Source organism: Streptomyces enissocaesilis, assembly GCF_039533765.1.
Lineage (GTDB): Bacteria > Actinomycetota > Actinomycetes > Streptomycetales > Streptomycetaceae > Streptomyces > Streptomyces enissocaesilis.
In genome coordinates this window covers 366,935-390,478 of record NZ_BAAAUD010000047.1, presented here as the reverse complement: position 1 = coordinate 390,478, position 23,544 = coordinate 366,935, and the positions used below count along the sequence as shown (strand labels likewise).

The window sequence follows — 23,544 nt, the reverse complement described above, 5'->3', positions numbered from 1 at the left end:
TGCCGTATGGAAAGTGACTTCATCGAGCTGGACGGCGTCGAGAAGGTCTTCGACGTACGCCGCAAGAAGGGCCGGCTGCGACGCGAGAAGACGCGGGTGCGGGCGGTCGACGGGATCAGTTTCTCGGTGCCGCGCGGCCAGATGGTCGGCTACATCGGGCCGAACGGCGCCGGGAAGTCCACCACCATCAAGATGCTGACCGGCATCCTGACGCCGAGCGGCGGCCGCGTGCGGGTGGCGGGCATCGACCCGGCGCGGGAGCGGACGCGGCTGGCGCAGCGGATCGGGGTGGTGTTCGGGCAGCGTACGACGCTGTGGTGGGACCTGCCGCTGCGCGACTCGTACCGTCTGATGCACCGCATGTACCGGATCCCGGACGAGCGCTTCAAGGCGAACCTGGCGCGCTGCGTCGACCTCCTCGACCTGGGCGAGCTGCTGGACGTGCCGGTACGGCAGCTGTCGCTGGGGCAGCGGATGCGGGGCGACATCGCGGCGGCGCTGCTGCACGATCCCGAGGTGCTGTACCTCGACGAGCCGACGATCGGTCTGGACGTCGTCTCGAAGGCGAGGGTCCGCGACTTCCTGCGGGACTTGAACGCGGAGCGCGGCACGACGGTCCTGCTGACGACCCACGACCTGACCGACATCGAGCAGCTGTGCGAGCGCGTGATGGTCATCGACCACGGGCGCCTGGTGTACGACGGCACGCCGGGCGGGCTGCACGAGGTGGGCGAGAGCGAGCGGACCCTGGTGGTGGACCTGGAGCGCGAGCTTCCGCCGATCGAGGTGGCGGGCGCGCGGGTGGTGAAGGTGGAGGGGCCCAGGCAGTGGCTGGCGTTCCCGGCGTCGGTCTCGGCGGCGCCGCTGGTGGCGGCGGTGGCCCAGAGGTATCCGCTGGTGGACCTGTCGGTGCGGGAGCCGGACATCGAGGCGGTGATCGCGAAGATGTACGCGGACCGGTCGGCGCTCTGAACACTGGGACGGCGCACCGCTGTTGACTAGTCTGGACGTATGACCAGTGGACTTCCGGAAATGCGCGCCTCCGACGCCGAGCGCGAACGGGTCGCCGAGGTGCTGCGCGACGCGGTCGCCGAGGGACGGCTGGACATGGAGGAGTTCGACCAGCGTCTCGACGCCGTGTACGAGGCCCGTACGCACGGTGAGCTGGAGCCGCTGGTGCGTGACCTGCCGGCGCCGGGCGCGGGCGGCCCGGCCGGACCGGACGCGACCCTTGCCCCTTCCCCCGGTGCGCCCGGTACGCGGGTCTCCTGGCGGGACCGGATCGGCGGGACGGCCACGTCGAGGGGCGCCTTCGCCTTCTGGGGCGGTTTCGGGCGCCAGGGCACGTGGACGGTGGGCCGGACGTTCACGGCGTTCGCGCTGATGGGCGGCGGCGAGATCGACCTGCGCGAGGCGCGCTTCGAGGACCGCGACACCGTGATCCGCTGCTTCGCGATCATGGGAGGCATGGCGGTCACGGTGCCGCCGGGCCTGGACGTGAACGTCAAGGGCTTCGGCTTCATGGGCGGTTTCGGCGACCGTACGGAGAAGTCGTCGCAGCCGTCCGAGCCGGTGGCACCGGACTCGCCGCGCGTGACGGTCACCGGGTTCGCGCTGATGGGCGGGGTGGGTGTGGAACGCAAGATCACGCGCGCCGAGAAACAGCGCCTCAAGGAGGCGCGCAAGCAGGAGAAGCTGGCGAAGAAGGCCCGGGCCGACCGCAAGGAGCTCGACTGACCCCGCGTGACGGCGTCGCGCCGTACGCGTATCCGTATCCGTACGAAGCATGAATGCGCGTACGGCGCGGCGACGTCTCGGACGGGCCGGGGGACGGGCGGCGGCTTCACACCCCGGCCGGCGCCGTGCTCCTGTTCAGGCTCGCGAGGTCGAACGCCATGCCCATGCGCCGGTAGCCCGCGTCGCTCGGGTGCAGGTGGTCGCCCGAGTCGTACGCCGGAAGGAGCCGGTCCGGGGCGTACGGGTCGCGCAGGGCCCGGTCGAAGTCCACGACCGCGTCGAAGACGCCGCCCGTACGGATCGTCTCGTTCACCCGGTCCCGCACCGCTTCGAGCTGCGGAGTGTGCGCCCGCGTCCCCTCGAAGGGCATCACCGTCGCCCCGACCACGCGCAGCCCGCGCGCCCGCGCCTGGCGCGCGAGCCGCTCCAGACCCGCCGTGATGCGCGCCGCGTCCAGCTCGTGCGGCGGCCGGAGGATGTCGTTGATGCCGAGGACGACGATGACCGCCTTCGCGCCGGAGCGCGACAGCACGTCACGGTCGAAGCGGGCGAGACCGCTCGGGCCGACCCCGTCGCTGAGCAGCCGGTTTCCGCTGATGCCCGCGTTGAGTACGCCGTAGCGCCCGTCGAGGCGGTCGGCGAGCACGTCCGTCCAGCGCCGGTTCGCGCCGGCCGTGGAGGTGACGCCGTCGGTGATCGAGTCGCCGATGACCACGACCGAGCCCTCGGCCCTGCCGTTGAGGACGTCGACGGCGGTGAGGTAGCGCCAGTACGGCGTCTGCCCGGTGTAGGCGTCACCGCGCGGGTCCTCCGTACGGTCGCCCTCCGCGACGTACGACGTCTGGCGGGCCCGCGGGTGGTGCGTGACCGGGCCGCTGGGCGTGGGGGAGTAGGTGGTGACCAGGAGGTCCGTGTCGTGCGGGACCTTCAGCGGGGCGGGGTCGCTGACGACCTGCCCGCCGGCCGGGATCACGACCGAGGGGGAGCCGCCGAAGAGCAGCCGGCGCATGGTGCCGTTCGCGGCGGTCGGGGCGCCGGGGGTGGCGGCGACGGCGATCGAGGCGTGCGTGATGCGCAGCGGCTGTGTGCCGAAGAGGTTGGAGAGGGTGATGCGGGCGCTGGTGCCGCCGATGCTGGTGTGCACGACGTTACGCAGGGAACGCCCCGGGAACCCTTGTTCCGTACCGGGCTCGGCCAGGGCGGGCGCGGTGGACCAGGTGCCGATCCAGGAGGCGGAGGTGGCGGGTGCCGCGGAACGGAGCGGCGTACGGGGCTGGGCCCGGGTGTCGTCGGCGGGACCGCCGAGCATCGCTCCGGCGAATATGGCCCCGGAAACCAGGACCGCCACCGCGGCGAGCGCGGCGAGCGCGGCATAACCGTTGCGCTTGGTCATGCTCGGTGTATCTCCTCGGGCGCGGGGAGCCCGAGGCTCCGTTCGAACTCACTCCATGATGCGCCATTGCACCGCCCTGGTGGACGCCGGGAACTCGCAGTGCGTTCCACGAGTAGGTCAGGTAGGGAAAATTACGTACGAGATGGTGCGTGCGAGGCGAACGGGTGGAGCGGATGGATCGTAACGAAAAGGGAACTGACGACATGTCCGGCAAGGAGAACTCCCCCCACGTGACCTCCCCGCCGCCCGAGCCCCCGCCCACCCCCCTGTCTGCGTCCCCGTCCTCTTCGTCCTCTTCCTCCTCCTCTTCGTCCTCGTCCGCCCCCCTCCCGCCCTTCGCGTACAGCGCGGCCGACGAGGAGAAGCGCCAGGGCGTACGCCGCATGAAGGCGACGGCCACCGGGCTGCTGCTCCTGGTCGCGCTGGTCTACGTACTCGCCACCTGGGCGGAGCGATCGGGCGTCGGCGGCTGGCCGGCGTACGTCGCGGCGGCGGCCGAGGCGGGCATGGTGGGCGCGCTCGCCGACTGGTTCGCCGTGACGGCCCTCTTCAAGCGCCCGATGGGCCTGCCCGTCCCGCACACCGCGATCATCCCGACGAAGAAGGACCAGCTGGGCACCACGCTCGGCTCCTTCGTCGGTGAGAACTTCCTCTCCGAGGACGTCGTACGCGCCCGCCTGCGCGCCATCGGCATCGGCGGCCGCGTCGGCACCTGGCTGGCGGAGCCGGACCACGCCGACCGCGTGACGGAGGAACTCTCCACGGCCCTGCGCGGCGCGCTGACCGTCCTGCGCGACTCCGACGTCCAGGCGGTCGTCGGCGAGGCGATCACGCGGCGCGCGAACGCCGTGGAGATCGCCCCGGGGATCGGGAAGGCCCTGGAGAGTGTCGTCGCGGACGGCGCGCACGACCGCGCGGTCGACCTGGTCTGCGCGCGCGCCCACGACTGGCTGGTGCTGCACGTGGACTCGGTGATGGACGCGGTGCAGGGCGGGGCGCCGGGCTGGACGCCGCGCTTCGTGGACAGGAAGGTCGGCGAACGCGTCTACAAGGAGCTGCTGCGCTTCATCTCCGAGATGCGTGACATGCCGGACCACCCGGCGCGCGGCGCGATCGACCGCTTCCTGACGGACTTCGCGTCCGACCTCCGGTCGGACACGGACACGCGGGCGAAGGTGGAGCGGCTGAAGTCGGAGATCCTGGGGCGGGGGGAGGTCCAGGACGTGATCGCCTCGGCCTGGGGGTCCGTACGCGCCATGATCATCTCGGCGGCGGAGGACGAGCAGAGCGAACTGCGTCTGCGGGTGCGGGCCTCGCTGCTCTCGCTGGGCGCGCGGCTGGCGACGGACAGGCGGTTGCAGGAGAAGCTCGAGGGGTGGGTGGAGGGCGCGGCGGTGTACGTGGTGACGACCTACCGCGGCGAGATCACCTCGCTGATCAGCGACACGGTGGCGGGCTGGGACGCGGAGCAGACGTCGAAGAAGATCGAGGCCCACATCGGGCGGGACCTGCAGTTCATCAGGATCAACGGCACGGTGGTGGGGGCGCTGGCGGGGCTGCTGATCCACACGGTGTCGCACGCGGTGGGCGGTTAGGCCGGCGGGCACCGGGGCCCGGGAGCCCGGGGCACCGTGGCCCGGGGACACGCGCCGGGCACGTGACCGCCTGTCGTCGGTCACGTGCCCGGCCACTGGGGGAGCTGCCGGTAGTACGTACGGCAGCCTCCACGTGCTCAACAACGTCCCGGCTTTCCGCGACCGGCTTTCCGCATCCCCGCTTTTCGCGACCCGGCTTCCCGCGTCCCCGCTTTTCACGATCCGGTTTCCCGCGTCCTCGCTTTTCACGATCCGGTTTCCGCGGCCCGGGGGCGTTCGGCTGCACGGGCGGGCAACCATGGGAGCGGCCCCGCGCCCGCGGACAAGCCGCAGGGGCGGGGCCGTTCTGGTGGTGCGGCAGCGCGGAGCTGTCAGCTGTGGGAAGAGACGCAGTAGCTCTTGTACGAGCCGTGGTGCTGGTAGCCCTCGTGGTGGCCGTCGTACTTGCCCTTGCTGTGCTCCTTGTAGCCCATGAAGCGCGCGTGGGTGACGCCGTTCTCACCGCCGATGTTGCAGTACTCGGCGTAGCCGGCCTCCTTGCCCTTGGAGTGGTGGCGGCCCTTGTCGCCGTACTCGTCGGAGTGGTGGCGGCCGTCGTTGTACTCCTCGGAGTGGTGGCGTCCCTCAGGGCCGTTCTCGCCGTCGCAGGCGAGCGCCGTGCCGGCGCTGCCCAGCAGGACAGAGGCGGCGAAGGCGGAGGCGGCGAGCGCGGTGCTGATACGCATGGGGGTCCCTTTCGTGATGTACGTACGGACTGTCTGAGGATCTCCCCATCTCGCGCCGAAGCAGGCGTATTACGCACCCAATCCACTCGAATAGCCCGATACATGCCCCAGGAGGACGAATCGCATGCACCGACGGCGTTGATGCGACGTCAGGAACACCGGCCCTGACGGCCCGTCCGAAGCCCGTTGCTGTGTCATGTCCCAACCACAGGAATCGGGCGGCGGAGTTGAAGCCGCCCCGCCGTCCCCACCCCTCCCCGCTCCGGCGATTTACGACCGAGGGCCGCGGCGAGAGACGTTCGGCAGCTTGGTCTCCCCTGCGGATACGAACCGTGGTGGGCCCGGCGGCCGACGCGGGAGGTGGCGTACGGGACGGCCTGCGGGGCGGCGTACGCGGCGGCGTACACCTGACCTGCCGCGACTACGAGGATCCGGACCCGCACCCGGAACCGGGTCTCGGCCGTCCACCGGTACTCCTCCTCCACGGCCTGGCCGGCCACGCGGCCGAATGGGACGTCCTGGCGGAACTCCTCGCCCCGGCGCACCACGTGATCGCGTACGACGCCCGGGGCCACGGCACGAGCACCCGCCGCCCGCCCTCGGTCTCCAGGGCGTCGTACGTACGCGACGTGCTCGCGGTGATCGACGGGCTGGCCCTGGGCCCGGTGTTCCTGGTCGGCCAGCCCATGGGCGGCCGCACGGCGATGCTGACGGCGGCGGCGCACCCCGACAGGGGCGCGTCCCTGACCCTGGTCGAGGCGGGCCCGGGGGGCCCGGACCCGGCCTCCCCGCGGCCATCGCCGACTGGCCGGCCTCCTGGCCGGTCCCTTTCGCCTCCCGGTCCGCCGCGGCCGATTTCTTCGGCGGCGGTGCGGCGGGCCGGGCGTGGGCGGCGGGCCCGGAGGAACGCCCCGACGGCTGGCACCCGCGTGTGGACCGTGACGTCATGGTGGCCACGGCGGCGGAGAACGCGGAACGCGACTTCTGGGCGGAGTGGAACCGGATCCGCTGCCCCACGCTGGTCGTCCTGGGCGCGCAGGGCTGGATGCCGGAGGCGGAGGCCGCGGAAATGCGAACCCGCCGCCGCTGTCCACCCGCACCGAGGTCATCCCGGACGCGGCCCACGACGTACACCTGGACAACCCCCGGGCCCTCCACGCGCCCCTGACCGCGTTCCTCCCCCACGCCACCGCCACCCGGACGCCCGGCCCGGACCGCGCCTGACCCTTCCTTCACCGCGCGCGTGACGCCGCCCCCGAGGTGCCCGATGCGGGTACCTTCGCGGGGCCGGACCGGCGGGTGCTCGACTCGACGCTAGCCCGCGTCGAACTCCCCGCGCCGCACAGCACGGACAAACCCCGCCCATGCGCCGTGCCGCACGGCGATACACGCCCCGTCGGGCACCTTCGAATCGCGCACCGCGGTGCACTCGGCGAGGGGTGCCACCTCGACGCACTCGGTTCCGCTCCCCCCGCTGTACGAGGACTTGATCCAACGGATGCCTTCGTGATCCATCAAAGCTCCTCGGAAGCTCGGCTCAGGAGTGCGGCGGAGGCGGTGATGTCCAGTGCCTGAGCCTGTAGGTATCGGAACGCCAACTTATAGCGTTCCAGTTCCTCGGGCTTCTCCATGAAGAGCCCGCCTCCGATGATGTCCACATACACCACGTCGAGTTCAGGTTCCTGGCCGCCGAGAATCACGAAGCTGCCGACCGCCGCAGCGTGTGCACCGCTGGCGAAGGGCAGTACCTGGACGGTGATGTGAGGCCGCTTGGTCAGCTCCAGGATGTGCCGAAGTTGTTCACGCATGACTTCGGGTCCACCGACCATGCGGCGCATGACCGCCTCGTCGACCACGGCCCAGATGTGCGGTGGTTCCGCCCGGTCCAGAAGTTCCTGACGCTTCATGCGGATGTCGACCATGTGCGCAATCTCTTGCTCGGTGCAGCGCATCTCGGAAGCGCGATGCACGGCTTCGGCGTATGCGCGCGTCTGGAGCAGGCCGGGCACGTACATGCACGAGTAGTGGTCTTCACGGATGACCTCGTCCTCGAGGGTCAGCATGAGGTTCATCGACTCAGGAATCGGATCGGCGAGCGAACGCCACCACCCGCGAGTCTTGGCTTCCTTGGCCAACGTGACGAGAGTCTGACGCTCCTGTTCCGACGTCCCGTACTCGCGGCAAAGGGCATCCACAGCGGGCCACTTGACCGATCCGCCTTTGGTTTCGTATCGGCTCAGTGTGGCCTTCGAGATGCCGACGAGTGCTCCGGCCTCCTCCAGTGAGAGGCCCTTGCGCTCACGCAGTCGGCGCAAGTCCGCGCCGAGTTGGCGCCTGCGGGTAGTCGGTCCAACTGGCACGGTCATGGCCCTTCGTGTCGATCTCCTTGAGCCTGCACGGCCTGGAGCGGTACAGGCAAGACGGCGCACGCCTGGGGCGCGCGCAGGCGTGGCGTGCTCCCTCAACTCATAGATGAGAGTTCCATATTGAGAGTTTCACTGTCACTCTGGGTGCGAGGGTCGCTGCGCTGAGCGATCGCCACGCTCGTGAAAGTGAGGGCTGTCGGCATGGATGAATGTCAGTGCGAGGTTCCAAGGAAGGCATGGGACCTACCCTTCCTTGCGGAGGCTGAAGAGGTCGCTGGTCTGCGGCGCGTGATGGCTCTGCAGCTCAGGCTCTGGGGACTTCCCGAACTGATCGATGTCGCCCAGCTCTGCGTGTCCGAACTGGTCACCAACGTCCTCACACATATCGGCCCGGGTACGCCGGCGACGCTCGCCGTCTCCATGGCCGGCACGCGCCTCCGCATCGAAGTCCGTGACCCGGACGCGCGCGCCCTGCCCACGTTGCTCGCTGCCAGGGATGGCGACGAGTCGGGCAGGGGCATGGCCATCGTCGATGCGATCACGGACCGCTGGGGTGTCATCCTGCGCGCCGATTCCAAGGTGACGTGGTGTGAACTGCCTACCGGCTTGGTGGCACCGACAGGCCACACAGGCGGCTGCCGTGTAACGAGGGCCGAAGGGACTCTGGCGCTCTACCGCCGGGCCACGCATCCCACCGCAGACCCGAGGGGCCCGCTCGGACTGGCTGTGGCGGAAGAGGCGACGATCGACCTGATCGTCGACCTCCTCCACTGGCTACGCGCCCACGGTCGTGACCCGGACGAGGTCCTTGACCGCGCCCAGACGCACTTCGAGGCGAAAGGGGGGAGAAGCGTCTATTGATGGGCTAGTGGGTCCGCTAGCCTGATCAACAGGGACGAAGGTAGGAACTTACCTCGGCTTTTGGCGAGCCGTAGCATTTCCTGCTGTGCCTGCTTAATCCCGGCTCGTTACGTATGCGTCATCACCCTTCGGCCAGATCGCAAATGCGGCAACTTCATCAGAGTGGCAGAGGTTAATGAGGTCCTTGCGAGGGCGGGACGGGAGCAGTAGGGCGATTCTTGGCCTTGGGGCTATGTAGCGTCGATAGTCGAAAAGCTGGCCGATCGCCATGCGGATTGCCTCGCGAGTAACGGTTCCCTTCGCCTCGATCAGTATGTTGTCGGTAGCATCATAGAGATCCGTGAACAAGGGCTTTAGCTCACCGGCGGGAATGATCTTCTTCCGGCCAACTGTGTGCCCCTGTGACTGTAGGTGTCTTTGGTACGCCCTGACGAGCTTTGCCTCGCGACGATCAACAAGTCGCGGTTCACTGCTCGGGTTGACGACCATTTGCTCTACGTTGTGCTGCTCGACGTTGACGTCTTCCACAACCGTAGAAGTGGGCGGGGTGAAGGGGAGTTCCACCCCTGATGGGGCTGAGTCGAGCGGGCGAAGCCTGAACATGATGACGCTACGGATCGCGCCGTCCGTGTCCGGGGCATCTGTGGTGTACCAAGGGCGCTCCGAGTCAAGGGTGAATTGGCCTAGGTGTTCTACCACCCCGCGAGTGGTCGATCGAAAGAGATGGAGGGAACGCTGGTCCTTGACGTGATTGAGGATCGCAAGATTCCCGCGGACCATTTCCTGGTCTCCGTACTGACCCTGGCCGCAATAGTGATAGCAACCGTCAGCGCCCCAACCGTCAAAGTAACCGTGTTGGTGACCTCGCGTGGGGTCAGTGAAGAGCATGACGTGAGGTGTTGTTCCTGACGGGCTGATGCCTCCTTGCCAACTACCGCCGTAGCGTAGATGAATCTCTCGCCGCTTAAGTGCTGTACCAACAGCTATATCCAACACAAAGCTCCCAGTGGTGTCGTTTTAGGTCAGTTGGTGGCGTCAGGGACCGGGTGATCGGGAAAGGATCAAGGAAACAGTTCTAAGGTGAAAGTTTGATTGTGAAGGTACTGCTCTGATCTTGAGTGGGGCAGGTGATCTCACAAGGTGGGGCTAAAGTCCACGACTTGCTTGAATGCTCAGGCCAGGGTGGGACTCAGCAGTGCCAGTTACCAGTACGGACACACACAGCAGGATGCCCCTGCCAGCCCCGGCCTTGCCGTGTGTCTTATTCGTGTGATCTGCTGCCGCGCGTGACGGCTCCGCCGGGGCGTAGCGGACGGAGTACGGCCAGCGAGCCCCTCGCGCAGGTCTGGGTAGACGGTGGCGTTCAGGGGCCCAGCGGGAGAGTCAGGGGAGGTCGGGGGTGCCGTGGCAGTCGCGGTAGGGGGTGTTCGAGCCGCACCAGCAGGGGGCGTTGCGGGCCGGGGGCCAGGAGGTCGCCCGGCCGCGGGCCGCCAGGGTCGTGGCGTACTGGGGGAGCAGGGACGCGTCTTCGGGCGACGCTGATTCCGATGCGGCGAACGCCTCGTAGGAGGGGACCGTTCCGCACACGATGCCCAGGTTCTGGGTGCCGGTCGAGGACAGGTCGCGCAGGGACGCCTCGACCGCGGACAGGTGGGCGGCGTGGGTGGGGTAGTCCGCCGTCAGGGCCGGGTACACCGACAGGAGTTCGCGCAGCTCCTCCTCGGTCCAGTGCAGCATCGCCACCGGGAACGGACGGGACAGCGCGGTGCGGTACGTGCCCAGTTCGGCGCGCAGGCGGGCGATCTCGGCCCGGAGTTCCGCCGGGTTGTCCGAGCCCAGCGACCACAGCCGGTTCGGGTCGTGCAGCTCGTCCAGGGCGATGGGGCCGGCGTTGACGGTGTCCGCCAGCGCGTCCCATTCGTCGTGCGGCAGGCCCAGCATGCGGCGTACGCGGTGGCGGCCGGTGAGGAGCGGTCCGGCCGCGTACGGGATCTCCTCCGACGGGTCGACGAGGAGGGTCACCGCGGCGGTGAAGGCGTCGTGGGAGGCGTGGAGCTCGTCGTGGGATTCGAGGGCCTCCGCGATGATCACCCAGGGCGCCGGCTCGCGCGGGGCCGCGGCGCGGATGCCGTCGATGATCGCGCGGGCCTCCGCCTCGTGGCCGTACTCCCACAGGTTGGCCGCCTTGAGGGCCTTCACGAGAGGCGGGTTGTCCGGAGCCTTCGTCAGGAGCTGGTCGTACAGCGTGGCCGCGCGGGCACGGTCGCCGGAGAGTTCCAGGTGGGCCGCGGCCTGGAGGTACAGCGGCTCCTGGTCCTCGGGATACTGCGTCGCGGTGCGCAGCAGGCGCTCGGCTTCGGCGGTGTGATCGGCGTGATCGGCAGACGTGTCGGGGCGCATGGTCCATACCGTACTGCTGTACGCCGCGCCGGCGAGAGAGCCCGGAGCGCCAGAGACGGGACACGATTCGGGCCGGGACCACCAGGGACCACCGGCACCGTGCCCGGCGGGAATCGTGGCGCTCGCGGGGAACCTGGTGGTCGCGTTGTGCGTCAGTCAGTACGGGCCATGTGATGCGGACGCGAGGCCCGACGCGCAGGTGCCGGCCTCGGATCCGGCGGATGGGAAGCGCCCGGCAGGGGCCGTTGTCAGTGCCGGGCCTTGGCATCGTCGATGAGTTGATGAGCCGATCAGGGCCGATCAGGGCCGGTGAGAGCCGGTGAGAGCGGGTGGGAGGAGGGGGAACGTGATCAGTTGTTCGGCGCGGTTGGCGCGCATGGCCGGCCTTGTCCTCTTCCTCCTCACCGAAGTCCTCCTCGTCGAGAACGGCAGCTTCTCCGCCGCCGTCGCGGTCGCCGCGACCGCCGCGGCCGGTTCCGCGCTCGCCGCCTGCGCCCTCGTCGCGGCGCGCTCCGTTCCCGCGGTGCCACGCACCCGGGTGCGTACGGCGATACGGGACCGGGAGCAGCGCACCGCGTTCCTGCCCCAGCGTGATCCCGACGCGCGCGGGCGGACCAGGCCCCGGGCGCCGGGTCGTCGTCCTTCGACGACCACCGCGTAGGGACGCGAGCCGCCTCACCTCTCCCCCCTGCCCTTGCCTCACCTCGCGTGCTCCGCGTGGGTCGTCGATGCCGATCTGTCTCTCTTCCGGCACGACGAGACCCTTCGGAGGGCTCACCATGTCCGACCTCATGTCCGCCTTCGCCGGCCTGGTCACGCGCCTCGCGGATCTGCTCGAACCGTTCTTCCACGCCTCCGCCGCGGCCGCCGCGATCATCCTGTTCACCGCCTGCGTACGACTCGCCGTCCATCCCCTGTCACGGGCGGCTGCCCGCGGCCAGAAGGCTCGCACCAGGCTCGCGCCGCAGATCGCCGAGTTGCGCGAGAAGCACAGCAAAAGTCCGGAGCGCCTCCAGAAGGCGGTCCTGGAGCTGCACGCCAAGGAGAAGGTCTCGCCGCTGTCGGGCTGTCTGCCCAGCCTCCTCCAGCTGCCGGCGTTCTTCCTGATGTACCACCTCTTCTCGAACCGGCAGATCGGCGGCGAGCCGAACGAGCTCCTCGGCCACGCCCTCTTCGCCAGCCCGCTCGGCGGCCGCTGGACCGACGCGCTGGCGGACGGCGGGGTCTTCGGGGCGCAGGGGCTGCTGTACGTCGCGCTGTTCGCGGTCGTCGCGGCGGTGGCGACGTTCGACTACCGGCGCACCAAGCGGCAGCTGGCGGACGCACCGGGCATGGGGGCGCCGGGGACGGGCGCCCCGGGCGCGAGTGCGAGTACGAAGGGCACGGGTGCGCAGGGCACGGGTACGCAGGGCGGGCCGCAGGTGCCGGGCGCCGGGGCGACGAGTGCCATGACCAAGGTGATGCCGCTGATGTCCTTCGCGACGCTCTTCACGGTGGCCGTGGTGCCGTTGGCCGCCGCGCTGTACCTGGTCACCAGCATGACGTGGAGCGCGGTCGAGCGGGCCTGCCTCTACCGGGACGTTCCCGCTGGTGGGGGCGCGGTTGCTACTGCCGCGTAGCAGTCCAGTCCGTGAACGGGGTCTTGCAGAGTGGACCACGACCTTGGAGGATCGACCAATCCTCCGATGGCCGCACCCATCGGCCGGGGCCGGGCGCGACACTCGACCAAGGAGACTGACCATGAAGCTGCTGCGTGTGGGAACGGCGGGGGCCGAACGTCCGGCGCTGCTCGACCAGGACGGGACGCTCCGGGATCTGTCGGGTCTCGTCCCGGACATCGACGGTGACCTGCTCGCCGACGAGGGGGCCCTGGGCCGGATCCGCGCGGCCGCGGCGGGCGGTGAGCTGCCGGTGATCGACGGTGCGGCCGGGACGCGGGTCGGCCCGCCGCTCGCCCGTATCGGCAAGATCGTGTGCATCGGGCTGAATTACCACGACCACGCGGCCGAGACGGGTGCGGCGATACCCGCCGAGCCGATCATCTTCTTCAAGGCCCCGGACACGGTCGTCGGCCCCGACGACACCGTGCTCGTACCGCGCGGCAGCACGAAGACCGACTGGGAGGTCGAGCTGGCCGTCGTCATCGGCCGCACCGCCCGCTACCTGGACTCGGCCGAGGACGGGCTCGCGCACGTCGCCGGGTACGCGGTGGCGCACGACGTCTCCGAGCGCGAGTTCCAGATCGAGCGCGGCGGGACCTGGGACAAGGGGAAGAACTGCGAGACGTTCAACCCGCTGGGCCCGTGGCTGGTGACGGCGGACGAGGTGCCGGACCCGCAGGCGCTGGACCTGAAGCTGTGGGTGAACGGTGAGCTGAAGCAGGACGGCACGACGGCCGAGCAGATCTTCCCGGTGGGCGAAGTGGTGCGGTACGTGAGCCAGTTCATGACGCTGTACCCGGGCGACGTGATCAACACGGGTACGCCGGCGGGCGTGGCGATGGGGCAGCCCGAGCCGAAGCCGTACCTGCGGTCGGGGGACGTGGTGGAGCTGGAGGTGTCGGGGCTGGGGCGCCAGCGGCAGGAGCTCAAGGAGGCGTAGGAGGCGTCACCGTCTCTCCGGCGGGGATGCGGGGATGCGGGGCGGCGGGAACCCGGGGCGCCGGACGGCCTCCGGGTGTGCCCTCGGTCGCCGGACGGGCTGGACGGTGCCGCGTCGTCCGGCGATCGCGCCGTCCGGAGACCGAGGGGCGGGGCCGGGGCGGGGCTCAGCCCTTGAAGCGGGTCAGGGCCTCCACCACCATCGCGTGGTCCTCCGCCTGCGGGAGGCCGGAGACGGTGACCGTGCCGATCACGCCCGCGCCCTCCACCGCGACCGGGAACGCGCCGCCGTGTGCGGCGTACACGTCCGGGTCCAGGCGCGAGGAGTCCTCGAAGGTCGTGCCCTTCGCGCGGAAGCGCGTACCGACCAGGTACGAGCTCTCCGCGTACCGCTCCACGACGCGTCGCTTGCGGTCGATCCACGCGTCGTTGTCCGCGCTCGACCCCGGCAGCGCGCAGTGGAAGAGCTGCTGCGTGCCGCGCCGGATGTCGATCGCCACGGGGGCGTCGCGCTCGCGGGCCAGCTCGACCAGGAGGCCGCCGAGGGCCCAGGCGTCCTCGTGGGTGAAGCGGGGGAGGACCAGGCGGCGTTCCTGGGCGGCCAGTTCGGCGATCAGTTCGGCGGTCGTGGAGCTTGCGGGCCCGGTCGTGGGGTTCGTCGGGCTCATGCGGGGATCTCCACGGTCACGCCCTCGCGGGCCGAGCGGCGCGCCGCCTCCAGTACGTCGAGCGCCGCGGCCGCCTGCGCCGCGGTGACCGGGGGAGCGGTCCGCGCGCGCACGGCGGTGGCGACGGCCGCGTAGTACGCCGGATAGTCGCCCGGCCGCGTCGGGACCGGGCTGCCGCCGCCCGTCGCCGGGGACTCGCCCGCGCCGATGCGGCCCCAGGCCGCCTCCGGCTCCTCGCCCCAGGCGCCGTCCGCCGCCGGCCGCCTGCCCTCGCGCAGTGCGGCCTCCTGCGGGTCCAGGCCGTACTTCACATAGCCCGCGCGCGAGCCGAGCACGCGAAAGCGCGGGCCGAGCTGGGCGGTGGTGGCGCTCACGTAGAGGTGCGAGCGGACGCCGTTCGCGTGCGTGATCGCGATGAACGTGTCGTCGTCGGCCTCGGCGCCGGGGCGGCGTACGTCGGACTCGGCGTACACCCGGACCGCCGGGCCGAAGAGCACCAGCGCCTGGTCGACGACGTGGCTGCCCAGGTCGTACAGCAGCCCGCCGATCTCCGCCGGGTCGCCCGACTCGCGCCAGCCGCCCTTGGGCCGCGGGCGCCACCGCTCGAAGCGGGACTCGAAGCGCTGCACGTCGCCGAGCTCGCCGGAGGCGATCAGCTGCTGGAGGGTGAGGAAGTCGTTGTCCCAGCGGCGGTTCTGGAAGACGGAGAGGAGGAGACCGCGCTCGTCGGCGAGAGCCGCCAGCTCGCGCGCCTCGGCGGCGGTGCCGGCGACCGGCTTGTCCACGACGACCGGCAGACCCGCCTCGAGGGCGGCGGTCGCGAGGGGGACGTGGGTCTTGTTGGGGGAGGCGATCACGATCAGGTCGAGCTCGTCCGCGCGCGCCCACAGCTCGTCGGACGAGGCCGCGACGCGGACGCCGGGGAACTCGGCGCGGGCCTGTTCCTGCCGCTCCGGGTTCGAGGTGACGACCGTGTCGAGGGCGAGCCCGTCGGTGGCGGCGATGAGCGGGGCGTGGAAGACGGAGCCCGCGAGGCCGTAGCCCACGAGTCCGACGCGCAGCGGCGCGTGGGTGTCGGTACCGGTGCCAGTCATGACACCCACTTAAACAACGCTGTTGCCAAAGTGCAAGCGCGGTGGACAATGGGCTCGTGAACAGGAGCAATACGGGCGTGAACCTGCCGGCACTGCGCAGCCACAACGCGGCGCTGGTCCTCGATCTGCTGCGCACGGCGGGCGAGGCGGGCATCAGCCGTCTGGAGCTCGCCGAGCGCACCGGGCTCACGCCGCAGGCCGTCAGCAAGATCACCGCGCGGCTGCGGGCGGAGGGGCTCGCGGCGGAGGCCGGCCGGCGCGCGTCCACGGGCGGCAAGCCGCGGACAGTACTGCGGCTGGTGCCGGACGCGGGGTACGCGGTCGGGCTGCACCTCGACCGCGACGAGCTGACGGCGGTCCTGGTGGACCTCGCGGGCACGACGGTCGCGGCGCGGAGAACGCCGCTGGACTTCGGGGCGGGGGCGCCGGCGGTGATCGAGGCGGCGTCCCGCCAGATCGCCGCCCTGGCCCTCCCCCCGCCCCGGGCCCTTCCCCTCGCCCCACGAGGGCTGCTCGGGGTCGGGGTCGCCGTGCCGGGGCCGCTCGACCACGGCCGGGGGGTGCTGCACCGCGTCACCGGGTTTCCGCAGTGGGACGGCTTCGCCTTGCGGGACGTGCTGAGCGAGCGGCTGGGGCTGCCCGTCGTGGTGGACAAGGACACCAACGCCGCCGCTCTCGGCCTCGCCCTCCGGGCCCGGCCCGCCGGCGGGTCCTTCGCCTACCTCCACCTCGGTACGGGGCTCGGCGCCGGGCTGGTGCTCGGCGGGGCGCTCTACCGCGGGGCGCGCACCGGGGCGGGCGAGTTCGGGCACCAGACGCTCCAGCTGGACGGGGCCCGCTGCTCCTGCGGCGGTCGCGGCTGCATCGAGGCGCTCTGCCTCGCCGCCGTCGCCCGCGGTGACCTCGCGCAGGCCGCGCGGGTCCTCGGGGCCGGGGCGGCCAACCTCGTCGGGCTGCTGGACATCGACCGGGTGCTGCTCGGCGGACGTGTCGTCGCGGCGGAGGAGGACGTGTTCGTACGGGGTGTGGGGGCGGTACTCGCCGAACTCGCCCGGCGCGAGGGCAGCGGACCCGCCGTGCCGGTCGCCGCGGCGGTGGGCGACGGGCGCGCCGTCGCCGACGGGGCCGCGCAGCTCGTCCTCGCCCCGGTCTTCGGTCATGCGGACGTCGCGTTCCCGGGTGCCGGGAGCGCCGGGGACGCCGGGGCTGCGGGGGGCGCGGGGGGCGCGGGGGAGTAGCGGGGAACAAGGGGAAGGGGGCGCGGTGAGTGGCCGGCGGCTGGTCCGTCGGAGGGATTTCATCCAGTCGTACAAGCGCACCGGGGTGTGGCGTACACGGCCCGCCGCGTACGCGTGGCAGGGTCACGGATCATGACCGGGCGATCTCGACCTGCAAGGGCTCGGCTCCTCGTGCGCGTGCGCGGTGCTCTCGCGCTCGGAGCCGCGGCGGCAACCGCTGTGGTCTCTTCCGCGGCCGTCACCGCCCGTGCCGACGACGGTTCGTCGGACGGCGTCGCGGCCCTGGGCGCCTTCGCGGACCAGCAGCCCTCCTGCGGTGATCCCGCATCCCCCGACTTCCCCCTCACCACCCGCCTGCGCGGCGGCCCCGACACCTACCGGGCGGGCGGCGCGGCGGGCGAATGGCGCCTGGAGCTCACCAACGCCACCGACCGGAGCTGCCGCAGCATCCACCCGGTCGTCGTTCTCACCGACAAGGACCGGGAGCTCGACGCCGGGCAGGTGGAGCTGGAGTTCGACGACGGCGCGGGGCGGTGGATCGGCGTCCCCTTCGAGACCACCGACGAGGACGAGCACATCGGCGTCTTCGACGGCGGCTTCCCGGGCTTCACCGTCGCCGCCGGCCGTACCGTCACCGTGAAGGTGCGGCTCGCCTTCGACTCCGGCACGGTTCCCACCGAAGCCGTCGCCAACGCCGCCGTCGTCCAGCGGCAGCCCGACGACGGCGAGTGGGTCGGCGAGTCGAACGACTACCGCTTCGCCGTTGTCGGAGCGAAGACGGACACGGGTACGGGTACGGATACGCATGCCGACGTCGATACGCATGCCGATTCGGACCCGGATGCGGAAACCGGCTCCCCCGTCGCCCCGGAGCCGGACGCCCCCACCGGCTCCCCCGACGGCCACCGCCCCGGCGACGACCCGAGGAGCGGTCTCCACGAACCTCCCGCCCTCGCCCGGACCGGCCAGGACCACCTGCCCGTGCTCGGGGCCCTCGCAGGCGCCTTCGTCCTCGGCGGCGCGGCTCTTGTGGCGGTGGCCCGGCGCCACCGCGCGCCCCACCGCTGAACCGGCCGTCCCCGCCACCGCCGTGCCGCGCCGCCTTCACGGCCGTCTGCCGACATCCCTGCGCGGACTACCCGAAGGACTCCCCGAACGCGCACGACCACGACCCCGGCGCACCGATCCGCTCCGGCGTCCCCGAGCACGGCCGCGTGCCCCAGTACTACGCCGTGAAGGCCCACATCGCCGCCATGAAGAGCACGTACGCCGCCGTCTCCCGCGTCCCGCGCCCGGACACCGGCTTCGAGCCGGACTCGTCCTTCTCCTCCCGCCTCGTCGTCTCGCAGCCCCGGTCGCCGACCCTCGACGTCCCGGCCGGGGCCGCCGGCGTCGGCTTCCGCCGCACCGGCAGCAACATCTGGTACCGGGTGGTCGACGGGGTCAAGATCACGGCAGTCTGATTAAGGTGGGGGCGCCCGGACGGCGTGGTCCGGGCGCCCCAGCGTTTTTTTGCGTACGGCAGGAGTCCGGCACATGGCAGAGCGCAAGCCGATCGAATCATGGCTCACCGACATGGACGGCGTTCTCATCCACGAGGGCACGCCCATCCCCGGCGCCGATGCCTTCATCAAGCGGCTGCGCGAATCGGGCAGGCCGTTCCTGGTCCTCACGAACAACTCGATCTACACCGCCCGCGACCTGCACGCGCGCCTCTTCCGCATGGGCCTCGACGTGCCCGTGGAGAACATCTGGACCTCGGCGCTCGCCACCGCCCGCTTCCTCGACGACCAGCGGCCCGGCGGCACGGCGTACGTCATCGGCGAGGCGGGACTGACCACCGCGCTGCACGACATCGGTTACGTCCTGACCGACCACGACCCGGACTACGTCGTCCTGGGCGAGACCCGTACGTACAGCTTCGAGGCACTCACCAAGGCGATCCGGCTCATCAACGCCGGTGCGCGCTTCATCTGCACCAACCCCGACGAGACCGGCCCGAGCCGTGAGGGTCCGCTGCCCGCCACCGGAGCCGTCGCCGCACTGATCACCAAGGCGACCGGCAAGGACCCGTACTTCGCGGGCAAGCCCAACCCGCTGATGATGCGGACCGGACTCAACGCGATCGGCGCGCACTCCGAGACCAGCGCGATGATCGGCGACCGGATGGACACGGACGTCCTGGCGGGGCTGGAAGCGGGCATGGAGACGTTTCTCGTACTGACCGGTCTGACGGGGCCGGCGGACGTCGACCGTTATCCGTTCCGGCCGTCGACGATCGTCGACTCGATCGCGGACCTCGTCGACCGCGTCTGACCCGGCCGTCCGCCCGGCCCGGCCGCCGCGCGGCGCGCTCCTGGGCCCGTACGGCGCACTGACGCGCCCCTGGAGATGCGGAAACGGCCCGTACCGGTGAATCTTCGTAGGACCAGGAGGTTCACTATGCGCTCATTGCAGTTCGCTCTGTGTGCCGGCGTGGCGGCCGCGGTGGTCGTCACGCCGGCCGCGACGGCCCACGCCGGTGACGGGGCCGAAGGCCGGATCGCCGTCACGCCGTCCACCATCGCGCCCGGCGGGGAGGTGGATCTGCGGGTAGACGTGTGCAAGGGCGGGAAGGCCACCGGCACGTCCGACGCCTTCTCGACGGCCGTCCACTTCAGCCCGGCCCCGGACCGCGGCGCCCTCTTCACCGAGGCCCACATCCGGTCGGACGCCCAGCCCAAGGAGTACGAGATCCGGGTGAAGTGCAAGGACGGCGGCCAGGCCAAGGGGACCGTCACCGTCGTCCGTCCCGACAAGCCCGGCCAGCGCCCGGACAAGTCCGGCCAGCGTCCCGACCAGCCCGACCAGTCCGGCCAGCGTCCCGACCAGCCCGGCCAGCGCCCCGACCAGCGCCCGGAGGAAAATTCCGGCCAGCGTCCCGGTCAGCGCCCGGACCAGAACTCTGACCAGGGCCCCGACCGCCACCCGGACCAGGACCCCGGCCAGCGTCCCGAGCACCGCCCGGACCAGGACCCCGGCCAGTACCCGGACCACCGTCCCGGCCAGCGCCCCGACAACCACCCGGGCCAGGGCCCCGACCACCGCCCCGACCACCGCTCGGACCAGCGCCCCGACCACCACCCGACCCCCCACGCCCCCGTGCACGCGGGCGGCGGCGGTACGGCGCAGCTCGCCGCGGCCGAGGAGGACGGGCCCGGGACACCGCACACCGTGATCGGCCTCGTGCTGGCGGGCGTGGCGGCCGTGGCCGTGGCGTACCGGAGTGCGCGGCGCCGGCGTACGGACACGGACTGACGTGTCCGGCGAGGACAAGCCGTCCGGCGGCGCACGGCTGCTGACCGGCGTCGCCTGGGCGGTGCTGCTGCTCGCGCTGTGGCTGTGGGGCCGCGGGACGGCCGACGGCCCCGGCGGCAGCTCGGCACCGACCACCGGGGACGTGGCCGCGGTCGGCCGCCCGCTGGGGGCGGTGCTGCCTCCGGCGCACGCCCCCGTCGAGGGCGCGGCGCCGCAGCGCGTCGAGGTGCCGTCCATCGGCGTCACGGCGCCCGTCGTGCCGCGCGGGCTCGACACGACGGGCGCCGTCGATCCGCCGCCGTACAGCCAGCCGTCGAGGGTCGGCTGGTACGGGGACGGGACCAGGCCGGGCGCGGCGGGGGCCGCCCTGCTCGTCGGCCACGTCGACACCGAGAGCAGACCGGCCGTCTTCTACCACCTGAGCGCGACCCGCCCCGGCGCGAAGGTCCGGGTGACGGGGGCCGGTGGCGAGAGCCTGGAGTTCACCGTCGACGACGTCCAGGTCTTCACCCGCGAACGCTTCGACCCGCAGAAGGTGTACGGCCCCCGCGAGAGCGGCCGGGCGGAACTGCGCCTGATCACCTGCGGGGGCACGTACGACAAGAAGGCCCGCACCTACACGGCGAACGTCGTGGTGTCGGCCTACCTGACGGGCGCCTCCAGTCCGGCCGGCGTCTGAGGAACGGGCCCCGGGGACAGGCCCCGCCCACGCCCCGCGGCCCGCAGCCCGAGCCCGCCGAACACCGCCGCGAACACCGCCCACAGCAGCGCGTGCGAGGCCAGCGACAGCATCCGGAAGTCCCACAGCAGCGTCGCCGCCACCGGCACCTCGTCCGGGTTGCCCGGCAGCGCGAAGAGCACCGCCAGCGTCGCCACCGCCGTGACGGCCACCGCGATCTGGCGCACCGGGACCGGCCGGCCGGCGAGGCGTACGTACACCTGCCACGCCAGCACCATGCCGAGGACGCCGATCACGACGGCGGCCAGCCACAGGGCCTGGCGGTCGGCCACGGTGCCGGAGTCCCCGACACCCGGCGGGCTCGCCGGGTAGCGCAGCCCCGGCAGCAGCGAGACCGCCACGAAGGCGGCCGCGCCGAAGGTCAGGGCGCGGGGCCACGGCCGTTCGCCGATCCCCGTACGGCGGTGCACCAGGGCGTACGCGAGGGCGGACAGGGCGCCCAGCGCGAGGCCCGCGACGACCGCCGTGACGACCAGGCCGGCGTGCTGGGTGGAGCGGGAGAAGAGTTCCTCGTGGTGCTGGACGGCCGTGGCGGCCGCCCCGTGGGCATGCTCCGCGGCGGCGGAGCGTGCCTCTTCGAGGCGGATCGCGCGGTCCATCAGGGGCTCGGCGAGGAGCAGCGAGAAGAGGCCGGCGGCAAGGCCGGCCACCCCGCCCGCCGCCAGCCCGCGCCCGAGCAGGGGCAGTACGGGTGTGACAGGTGCGGACATGGTGCGTACGGCCCCGATCAGTGGCAGGGGGCACCGAAGAGGTGCCGGCCGTCGTGCGAGAACTCGTGCAGGTAGTCGCCGGTCGCGGAGACGACCGTGCCGTTGTCCATGAAGACCGCGTAGAGCGCGATCAGCGCGACGATCGCCGCGGCGGCCATGATCAGCCAGTCGCGGGTGCCGGCCGCGGCGGACGCGACCGCCGCGGTGTCGGTGTGCTGCGCGGTGTGCAGTGACATACCGGTGAGCCTCCTTCTGGGGTTTCCACGCCCCATGGCAGGAGAACGACGGGTCAGTTCCTGACTTCCGTACGGGGGCACCCGGGCTCTCGTGCGGTCACAGTGGCGGGACCGTCCCGGAATCGCACCGGGTTCCTGTCCACCGTCGTCTCGATGTGTGGAGTTGTCCCCCGGAGAGTCCCAGCCTGGCTGAACACTGTCAACAGGGCGCCGCGCGGGCCCGCCCGCCCCGCGCCCCCTGTCTCCCATGTCCGGTGACGGACCCGTGTGTCACGATGGTTTCGCCCGGATGTGTCCGGGGGAGGCCGGGGGGTTCTCAGCCATGTCGGTGCGGTCGAGGGGGAGTGGATGTACGGCAGGTGCGGCGACCGTGGGCGCAGGGGTGTCCGGGCGGTCGCGGTGGGGGCCGTGGGCGCCGCGCTGCTGCTGACGGGCTGTTCCTCGTCCGGCGGCGACGGGGGCGGCGAGACGGAGCAGCCGTCGGTGAAGCAGCAGCCGAAGGGCAGTGACCCGTACTGGGTCAATCCGGAAGGAAGGGCCGCCCGGCAGGTCGCGGAGTACGCCGAGCGGGGCGACGACGAGAAGGCCGGGCTGATCAGGAGGATCGCCGAGCAGCCGGCCGCCGAGTGGATCCTCTCGGAGAACGCCGAGGCGCAGGCCAGGGGCTTCACCGAGGCGGCCGAGAAGGCCGACCGTGACGCGCTGCTCGTCCTCTACAACATCCCGCACCGCGACTGCGGGCAGTTCTCGAAGGGCGGCGCGGCCGACGGCGACGCCTACCGGGCGTGGGTCGACGAGGTCGCCCGGGGCATCGGCGGCCGCCCGGCCACCGTGATCCTGGAGCCGGACGCGCTGCTGCACCTGGTCGACGGCTGCACGCCCGAGGAGTTCCACGAGGAGCGGTACGACCTCCTCGAGGACGCCGTCACGCGGCTCAAGCGGCAGCCGAAGGCCAAGGTGTACCTGGACGCGGGCAACGCGGGCTGGAAGTCGCCCGACGCGCTGTTCGAGCCGCTCCGGCGGGCGGGCATCGCGGACGCCGACGGCTTCTCGGTGAACGTCTCCAACTTCCAGACCACCGGGGTGAGCAGGGACTTCGGCAAGAGGCTCTCGGCGAAGGCCGGCGGCAAGCCCTTCGTGATCGACACCAGCCGCAACGGCAACGGCCCGTACACCGGGGGCGACCCCGCGGAGAACTGGTGCAATCCGCCGGGCCGCGCGCTCGGTGAGAAGCCGACCACCAAGACCGGCGACGACCTGGTCGACGCCTACCTGTGGATCAAGCGTCCCGGCGAGTCGGACGGCGACTGCAAGGGCGGCCCGAAGGCGGGGGAGTGGTACGAGGAGTACGCGCTCGAACTGGCCCGCAACGCGCAGAAGTAACCACGGCCCTCCCTCTGCCGCCCTGCCCGGGTGCGTCCGCGCCCGTGGCCGCCGAGGGACCTCGGCCCAGACGCCCTCCGAGGGTGTGCCCCGGCCGCCCGTCACGAAGAGCAGGGAGCAGCCGGACGGGACCGGCGCCCGGTTCCTCGGCACGGTGACCGAGATGCCGTCGCCCGCCTTCCCCGCCTTCGGCACGACCGTGCGCTGGTCGAGGTCGGTGACACGGGGGACGGCGCCGGGCCGCATCGGCTTCGCGTCCTTGACGGACGCGGCGTGCGCATACCGAAGCCCCCTCACACGGAGTGAGGGGGCTTCGGTGGTGCGTGCGCCGCCAGGGACTCGAACCCCGGACCCGCTGATTAAGAGTCAGCTGCTCTAACCAACTGAGCTAGCGGCGCCTGCTGACTCGGAGAACTTTACCCGACCGGCGCGCGTGCTCGGGACCGGCCACGCCGAGAAATGTCCGATTAGTATTTATTTGTGCCGTTAACATGCATTATGT

Annotated in this window: 25 protein-coding genes, 1 tRNA gene, 1 pseudogene and 1 riboswitch; of the genes and pseudogenes, 15 read left to right on the top strand and 12 right to left on the bottom strand. The window is 71.5% G+C overall.

Annotated features, from left to right (window positions below):
- Positions 1–6 precede the first annotated feature (6 nt).
- Together ABD374_RS24220 and ABD374_RS24215 are read left to right on the top strand one after the other, a co-directional pair.
- Positions 7–972, top strand: a complete 966-nt coding sequence (locus ABD374_RS24220) for an ABC transporter ATP-binding protein (RefSeq protein WP_344497686.1) — start codon at positions 7–9, stop codon at positions 970–972.
- 39 nt (positions 973–1,011) lie between these two features.
- Positions 1,012–1,737, top strand: a complete 726-nt coding sequence (locus tag ABD374_RS24215; RefSeq protein WP_344497685.1) for a DUF1707 SHOCT-like domain-containing protein — start codon at positions 1,012–1,014, stop codon at positions 1,735–1,737.
- Positions 1,738–1,843: 106 nt separating this feature from the next.
- Here the strand turns inward: ABD374_RS24215 and ABD374_RS24210 are convergent, their stop codons facing one another.
- Positions 1,844–3,130, bottom strand: a complete 1,287-nt coding sequence (locus tag ABD374_RS24210; protein ID WP_344497684.1) for an SGNH/GDSL hydrolase family protein — start codon at positions 3,128–3,130, stop codon at positions 1,844–1,846.
- 203 nt (positions 3,131–3,333) lie between these two features.
- On the opposite strand from ABD374_RS24210, the gene ABD374_RS24205 reads away from it, so the two are divergent.
- Entirely contained in the window at positions 3,334–4,725 is a 1,392-nt protein-coding gene (locus ABD374_RS24205; RefSeq protein WP_344497683.1) for a DUF445 domain-containing protein, read from the top strand.
- Positions 4,726–5,096: 371 nt separating this feature from the next.
- On the opposite strand, the gene ABD374_RS24200 is transcribed toward ABD374_RS24205, so the two are convergent.
- Positions 5,097–5,450 carry a hypothetical protein gene (locus tag ABD374_RS24200; RefSeq protein WP_344497682.1) on the bottom strand — a complete coding sequence of 118 codons (354 nt, stop codon included), beginning with the start codon at positions 5,448–5,450 and terminating at the stop codon, positions 5,097–5,099.
- A 191-nt stretch (positions 5,451–5,641) separates the two neighbouring features.
- Between ABD374_RS24200 and ABD374_RS24195 the strand changes: the two genes are divergently transcribed.
- Positions 5,642–6,697 carry an alpha/beta fold hydrolase gene (locus tag ABD374_RS24195; RefSeq protein WP_486388634.1) on the top strand — a complete coding sequence of 352 codons (1,056 nt, stop codon included), beginning with the start codon at positions 5,642–5,644 and terminating at the stop codon, positions 6,695–6,697.
- Positions 6,698–6,764: 67 nt separating this feature from the next.
- On the opposite strand, the gene ABD374_RS24185 is transcribed toward ABD374_RS24195, so the two are convergent.
- Both ABD374_RS24185 and ABD374_RS24180 read right to left on the bottom strand, forming a co-directional pair.
- A complete protein-coding gene (locus ABD374_RS24185) occupies positions 6,765–6,965 on the bottom strand; it encodes a DUF397 domain-containing protein (protein WP_344497681.1) in 201 nt (66 codons plus the stop codon).
- Entirely contained in the window at positions 6,965–7,810 is an 846-nt protein-coding gene (locus ABD374_RS24180; protein ID WP_344497798.1) for a helix-turn-helix domain-containing protein, read from the bottom strand. Before ABD374_RS24180 ends, ABD374_RS24185 begins: the two co-directional genes overlap by 1 nt.
- A 207-nt stretch (positions 7,811–8,017) precedes the next feature.
- On the opposite strand from ABD374_RS24180, the gene ABD374_RS24175 reads away from it, so the two are divergent.
- Positions 8,018–8,677, top strand: a complete 660-nt coding sequence (locus ABD374_RS24175) for an ATP-binding protein (protein ID WP_344497797.1) — start codon at positions 8,018–8,020, stop codon at positions 8,675–8,677.
- Positions 8,678–8,770: 93 nt separating this feature from the next.
- Here the strand turns inward: ABD374_RS24175 and ABD374_RS34900 are convergent, their stop codons facing one another.
- Both ABD374_RS34900 and ABD374_RS24165 read right to left on the bottom strand, forming a co-directional pair.
- On the bottom strand, positions 8,771–9,673 hold the full coding sequence (locus tag ABD374_RS34900; RefSeq protein ID WP_486388633.1) for an SRA domain-containing endonuclease: 903 nt from the start codon (positions 9,671–9,673) through the stop codon (positions 8,771–8,773).
- Between the two features lie 387 nt (positions 9,674–10,060).
- Positions 10,061–11,077, bottom strand: a complete 1,017-nt coding sequence (locus ABD374_RS24165) for an SEC-C metal-binding domain-containing protein (RefSeq protein ID WP_344497679.1) — start codon at positions 11,075–11,077, stop codon at positions 10,061–10,063.
- Positions 11,078–11,453: 376 nt separating this feature from the next.
- On the opposite strand from ABD374_RS24165, the gene ABD374_RS24160 reads away from it, so the two are divergent.
- The 3 genes from ABD374_RS24160 (at position 11,454) to ABD374_RS24150 (ending at position 13,678) form a co-directional block, all read left to right on the top strand.
- Positions 11,454–11,738: a DUF6412 domain-containing protein gene (locus tag ABD374_RS24160; RefSeq protein ID WP_344497796.1), complete on the top strand. Its 285-nt coding sequence runs from the start codon at positions 11,454–11,456 to the stop codon at positions 11,736–11,738.
- Positions 11,739–11,856: 118 nt separating this feature from the next.
- On the top strand, positions 11,857–12,696 hold the full coding sequence (locus ABD374_RS24155) for a YidC/Oxa1 family membrane protein insertase (RefSeq protein WP_344497678.1): 840 nt from the start codon (positions 11,857–11,859) through the stop codon (positions 12,694–12,696).
- A 121-nt stretch (positions 12,697–12,817) separates the two neighbouring features.
- Positions 12,818–13,678, top strand: coding sequence for a fumarylacetoacetate hydrolase family protein (locus ABD374_RS24150; protein WP_344497677.1), 861 nt, complete (start codon positions 12,818–12,820; stop codon positions 13,676–13,678).
- A gap of 166 nt (positions 13,679–13,844) precedes the next feature.
- Here ABD374_RS24150 and ABD374_RS24145 read toward each other — a convergent pair whose 3' ends face one another.
- A complete protein-coding gene (locus tag ABD374_RS24145) occupies positions 13,845–14,345 on the bottom strand; it encodes a heme-degrading domain-containing protein (RefSeq protein ID WP_344497676.1) in 501 nt (166 codons plus the stop codon).
- Positions 14,342–15,439, bottom strand: a complete 1,098-nt coding sequence (locus tag ABD374_RS24140) for a Gfo/Idh/MocA family protein (protein ID WP_344497675.1) — start codon at positions 15,437–15,439, stop codon at positions 14,342–14,344. The genes ABD374_RS24145 and ABD374_RS24140 overlap by 4 nt, the downstream gene beginning before the upstream one ends.
- 56 nt (positions 15,440–15,495) lie before the next feature.
- Here ABD374_RS24140 and ABD374_RS24135 point away from each other — a divergent pair, with 56 nt between their 5' ends.
- From ABD374_RS24135 to ABD374_RS24110, 6 genes are all read left to right on the top strand, one after another.
- Positions 15,496–16,677 carry an ROK family transcriptional regulator gene (locus ABD374_RS24135; protein ID WP_344497674.1) on the top strand — a complete coding sequence of 394 codons (1,182 nt, stop codon included), beginning with the start codon at positions 15,496–15,498 and terminating at the stop codon, positions 16,675–16,677.
- Between the two features lie 177 nt (positions 16,678–16,854).
- Entirely contained in the window at positions 16,855–17,745 is an 891-nt protein-coding gene (locus tag ABD374_RS24130; protein WP_344497673.1) for a hypothetical protein, read from the top strand.
- 146 nt (positions 17,746–17,891) lie between these two features.
- The gene (locus tag ABD374_RS24125; RefSeq protein WP_344497672.1) at positions 17,892–18,140 is read left to right on the top strand and encodes a hypothetical protein; all 249 of its coding nucleotides are present in this window, start codon (positions 17,892–17,894) and stop codon (positions 18,138–18,140) included.
- A 73-nt stretch (positions 18,141–18,213) separates the two neighbouring features.
- Positions 18,214–18,993: an HAD-IIA family hydrolase gene (locus tag ABD374_RS24120; protein WP_344497671.1), complete on the top strand. Its 780-nt coding sequence runs from the start codon at positions 18,214–18,216 to the stop codon at positions 18,991–18,993.
- A 126-nt stretch (positions 18,994–19,119) separates the two neighbouring features.
- On the top strand, positions 19,120–19,974 hold the full coding sequence (locus tag ABD374_RS34720) for a hypothetical protein (RefSeq protein ID WP_425577341.1): 855 nt from the start codon (positions 19,120–19,122) through the stop codon (positions 19,972–19,974).
- Position 19,975: 1 nt separating this feature from the next.
- Entirely contained in the window at positions 19,976–20,653 is a 678-nt protein-coding gene (locus tag ABD374_RS24110; protein ID WP_344497670.1) for a class F sortase, read from the top strand.
- Here the strand turns inward: ABD374_RS24110 and ABD374_RS24105 are convergent.
- A complete protein-coding gene (locus tag ABD374_RS24105) occupies positions 20,617–21,423 on the bottom strand; it encodes a CbtA family protein (RefSeq protein ID WP_344497669.1) in 807 nt (268 codons plus the stop codon). The two genes, ABD374_RS24110 and ABD374_RS24105, sit on opposite strands and share 37 nt — an antisense overlap.
- A gap of 17 nt (positions 21,424–21,440) precedes the next feature.
- Positions 21,441–21,659, bottom strand: coding sequence for a hypothetical protein (locus ABD374_RS24100; protein ID WP_344497668.1), 219 nt, complete (start codon positions 21,657–21,659; stop codon positions 21,441–21,443).
- Between the two features lie 33 nt (positions 21,660–21,692).
- A riboswitch (cobalamin riboswitch) is annotated at positions 21,693–21,821 on the bottom strand.
- Positions 21,822–22,007: 186 nt separating this feature from the next.
- Between ABD374_RS24100 and ABD374_RS24095 the strand changes: the two genes are divergently transcribed.
- Entirely contained in the window at positions 22,008–23,042 is a 1,035-nt protein-coding gene (locus tag ABD374_RS24095; protein ID WP_344497667.1) for a glycoside hydrolase family 6 protein, read from the top strand.
- Between the two features lie 69 nt (positions 23,043–23,111).
- Here ABD374_RS24095 and ABD374_RS24090 read toward each other — a convergent pair.
- Positions 23,112–23,288 (bottom strand): annotated as a pseudogene (locus ABD374_RS24090) (galactose oxidase-like domain-containing protein); the annotation flags it as partial.
- A gap of 78 nt (positions 23,289–23,366) precedes the next feature.
- A tRNA-Lys gene (locus tag ABD374_RS24085) sits at positions 23,367–23,440 on the bottom strand.
- Positions 23,441–23,544 lie beyond the last annotated feature (104 nt).

Excerpts from the sequence above, each read along its gene's own strand:
- ABD374_RS24150 (WP_344497677.1), top strand. The coding sequence starts at position 12,818 with ATGAAGCTGCTGCGTGTGGGAACGGCGGGGGCCGAACGTCCGGCGCTG.
- ABD374_RS24095 (WP_344497667.1), top strand. The coding sequence starts at position 22,008 with ATGTACGGCAGGTGCGGCGACCGTGGGCGCAGGGGTGTCCGGGCGGTC.
- ABD374_RS24105 (WP_344497669.1), bottom strand. The coding sequence starts at position 21,423 with ATGTCCGCACCTGTCACACCCGTACTGCCCCTGCTCGGGCGCGGGCTG.
- ABD374_RS24215 (WP_344497685.1), top strand. The coding sequence starts at position 1,012 with ATGACCAGTGGACTTCCGGAAATGCGCGCCTCCGACGCCGAGCGCGAA.
- ABD374_RS24145 (WP_344497676.1), bottom strand. The coding sequence starts at position 14,345 with ATGAGCCCGACGAACCCCACGACCGGGCCCGCAAGCTCCACGACCGCC.
- ABD374_RS24210 (WP_344497684.1), bottom strand. The coding sequence starts at position 3,130 with ATGACCAAGCGCAACGGTTATGCCGCGCTCGCCGCGCTCGCCGCGGTG.
- ABD374_RS24220 (WP_344497686.1), top strand. The coding sequence starts at position 7 with ATGGAAAGTGACTTCATCGAGCTGGACGGCGTCGAGAAGGTCTTCGAC.
- ABD374_RS24100 (WP_344497668.1), bottom strand. The coding sequence starts at position 21,659 with ATGTCACTGCACACCGCGCAGCACACCGACACCGCGGCGGTCGCGTCC.
- ABD374_RS24175 (WP_344497797.1), top strand. The coding sequence starts at position 8,018 with ATGGATGAATGTCAGTGCGAGGTTCCAAGGAAGGCATGGGACCTACCC.
- ABD374_RS24200 (WP_344497682.1), bottom strand. The coding sequence starts at position 5,450 with ATGCGTATCAGCACCGCGCTCGCCGCCTCCGCCTTCGCCGCCTCTGTC.
- ABD374_RS24185 (WP_344497681.1), bottom strand. The coding sequence starts at position 6,965 with ATGGATCACGAAGGCATCCGTTGGATCAAGTCCTCGTACAGCGGGGGG.
- ABD374_RS24140 (WP_344497675.1), bottom strand. The coding sequence starts at position 15,439 with ATGACTGGCACCGGTACCGACACCCACGCGCCGCTGCGCGTCGGACTC.
- ABD374_RS24165 (WP_344497679.1), bottom strand. The coding sequence starts at position 11,077 with ATGCGCCCCGACACGTCTGCCGATCACGCCGATCACACCGCCGAAGCC.
- ABD374_RS24120 (WP_344497671.1), top strand. The coding sequence starts at position 18,214 with ATGGCAGAGCGCAAGCCGATCGAATCATGGCTCACCGACATGGACGGC.
- ABD374_RS24160 (WP_344497796.1), top strand. The coding sequence starts at position 11,454 with ATGGCCGGCCTTGTCCTCTTCCTCCTCACCGAAGTCCTCCTCGTCGAG.
- ABD374_RS24205 (WP_344497683.1), top strand. The coding sequence starts at position 3,334 with ATGTCCGGCAAGGAGAACTCCCCCCACGTGACCTCCCCGCCGCCCGAG.
- ABD374_RS24155 (WP_344497678.1), top strand. The coding sequence starts at position 11,857 with ATGTCCGACCTCATGTCCGCCTTCGCCGGCCTGGTCACGCGCCTCGCG.
- ABD374_RS34720 (WP_425577341.1), top strand. The coding sequence starts at position 19,120 with ATGCGCTCATTGCAGTTCGCTCTGTGTGCCGGCGTGGCGGCCGCGGTG.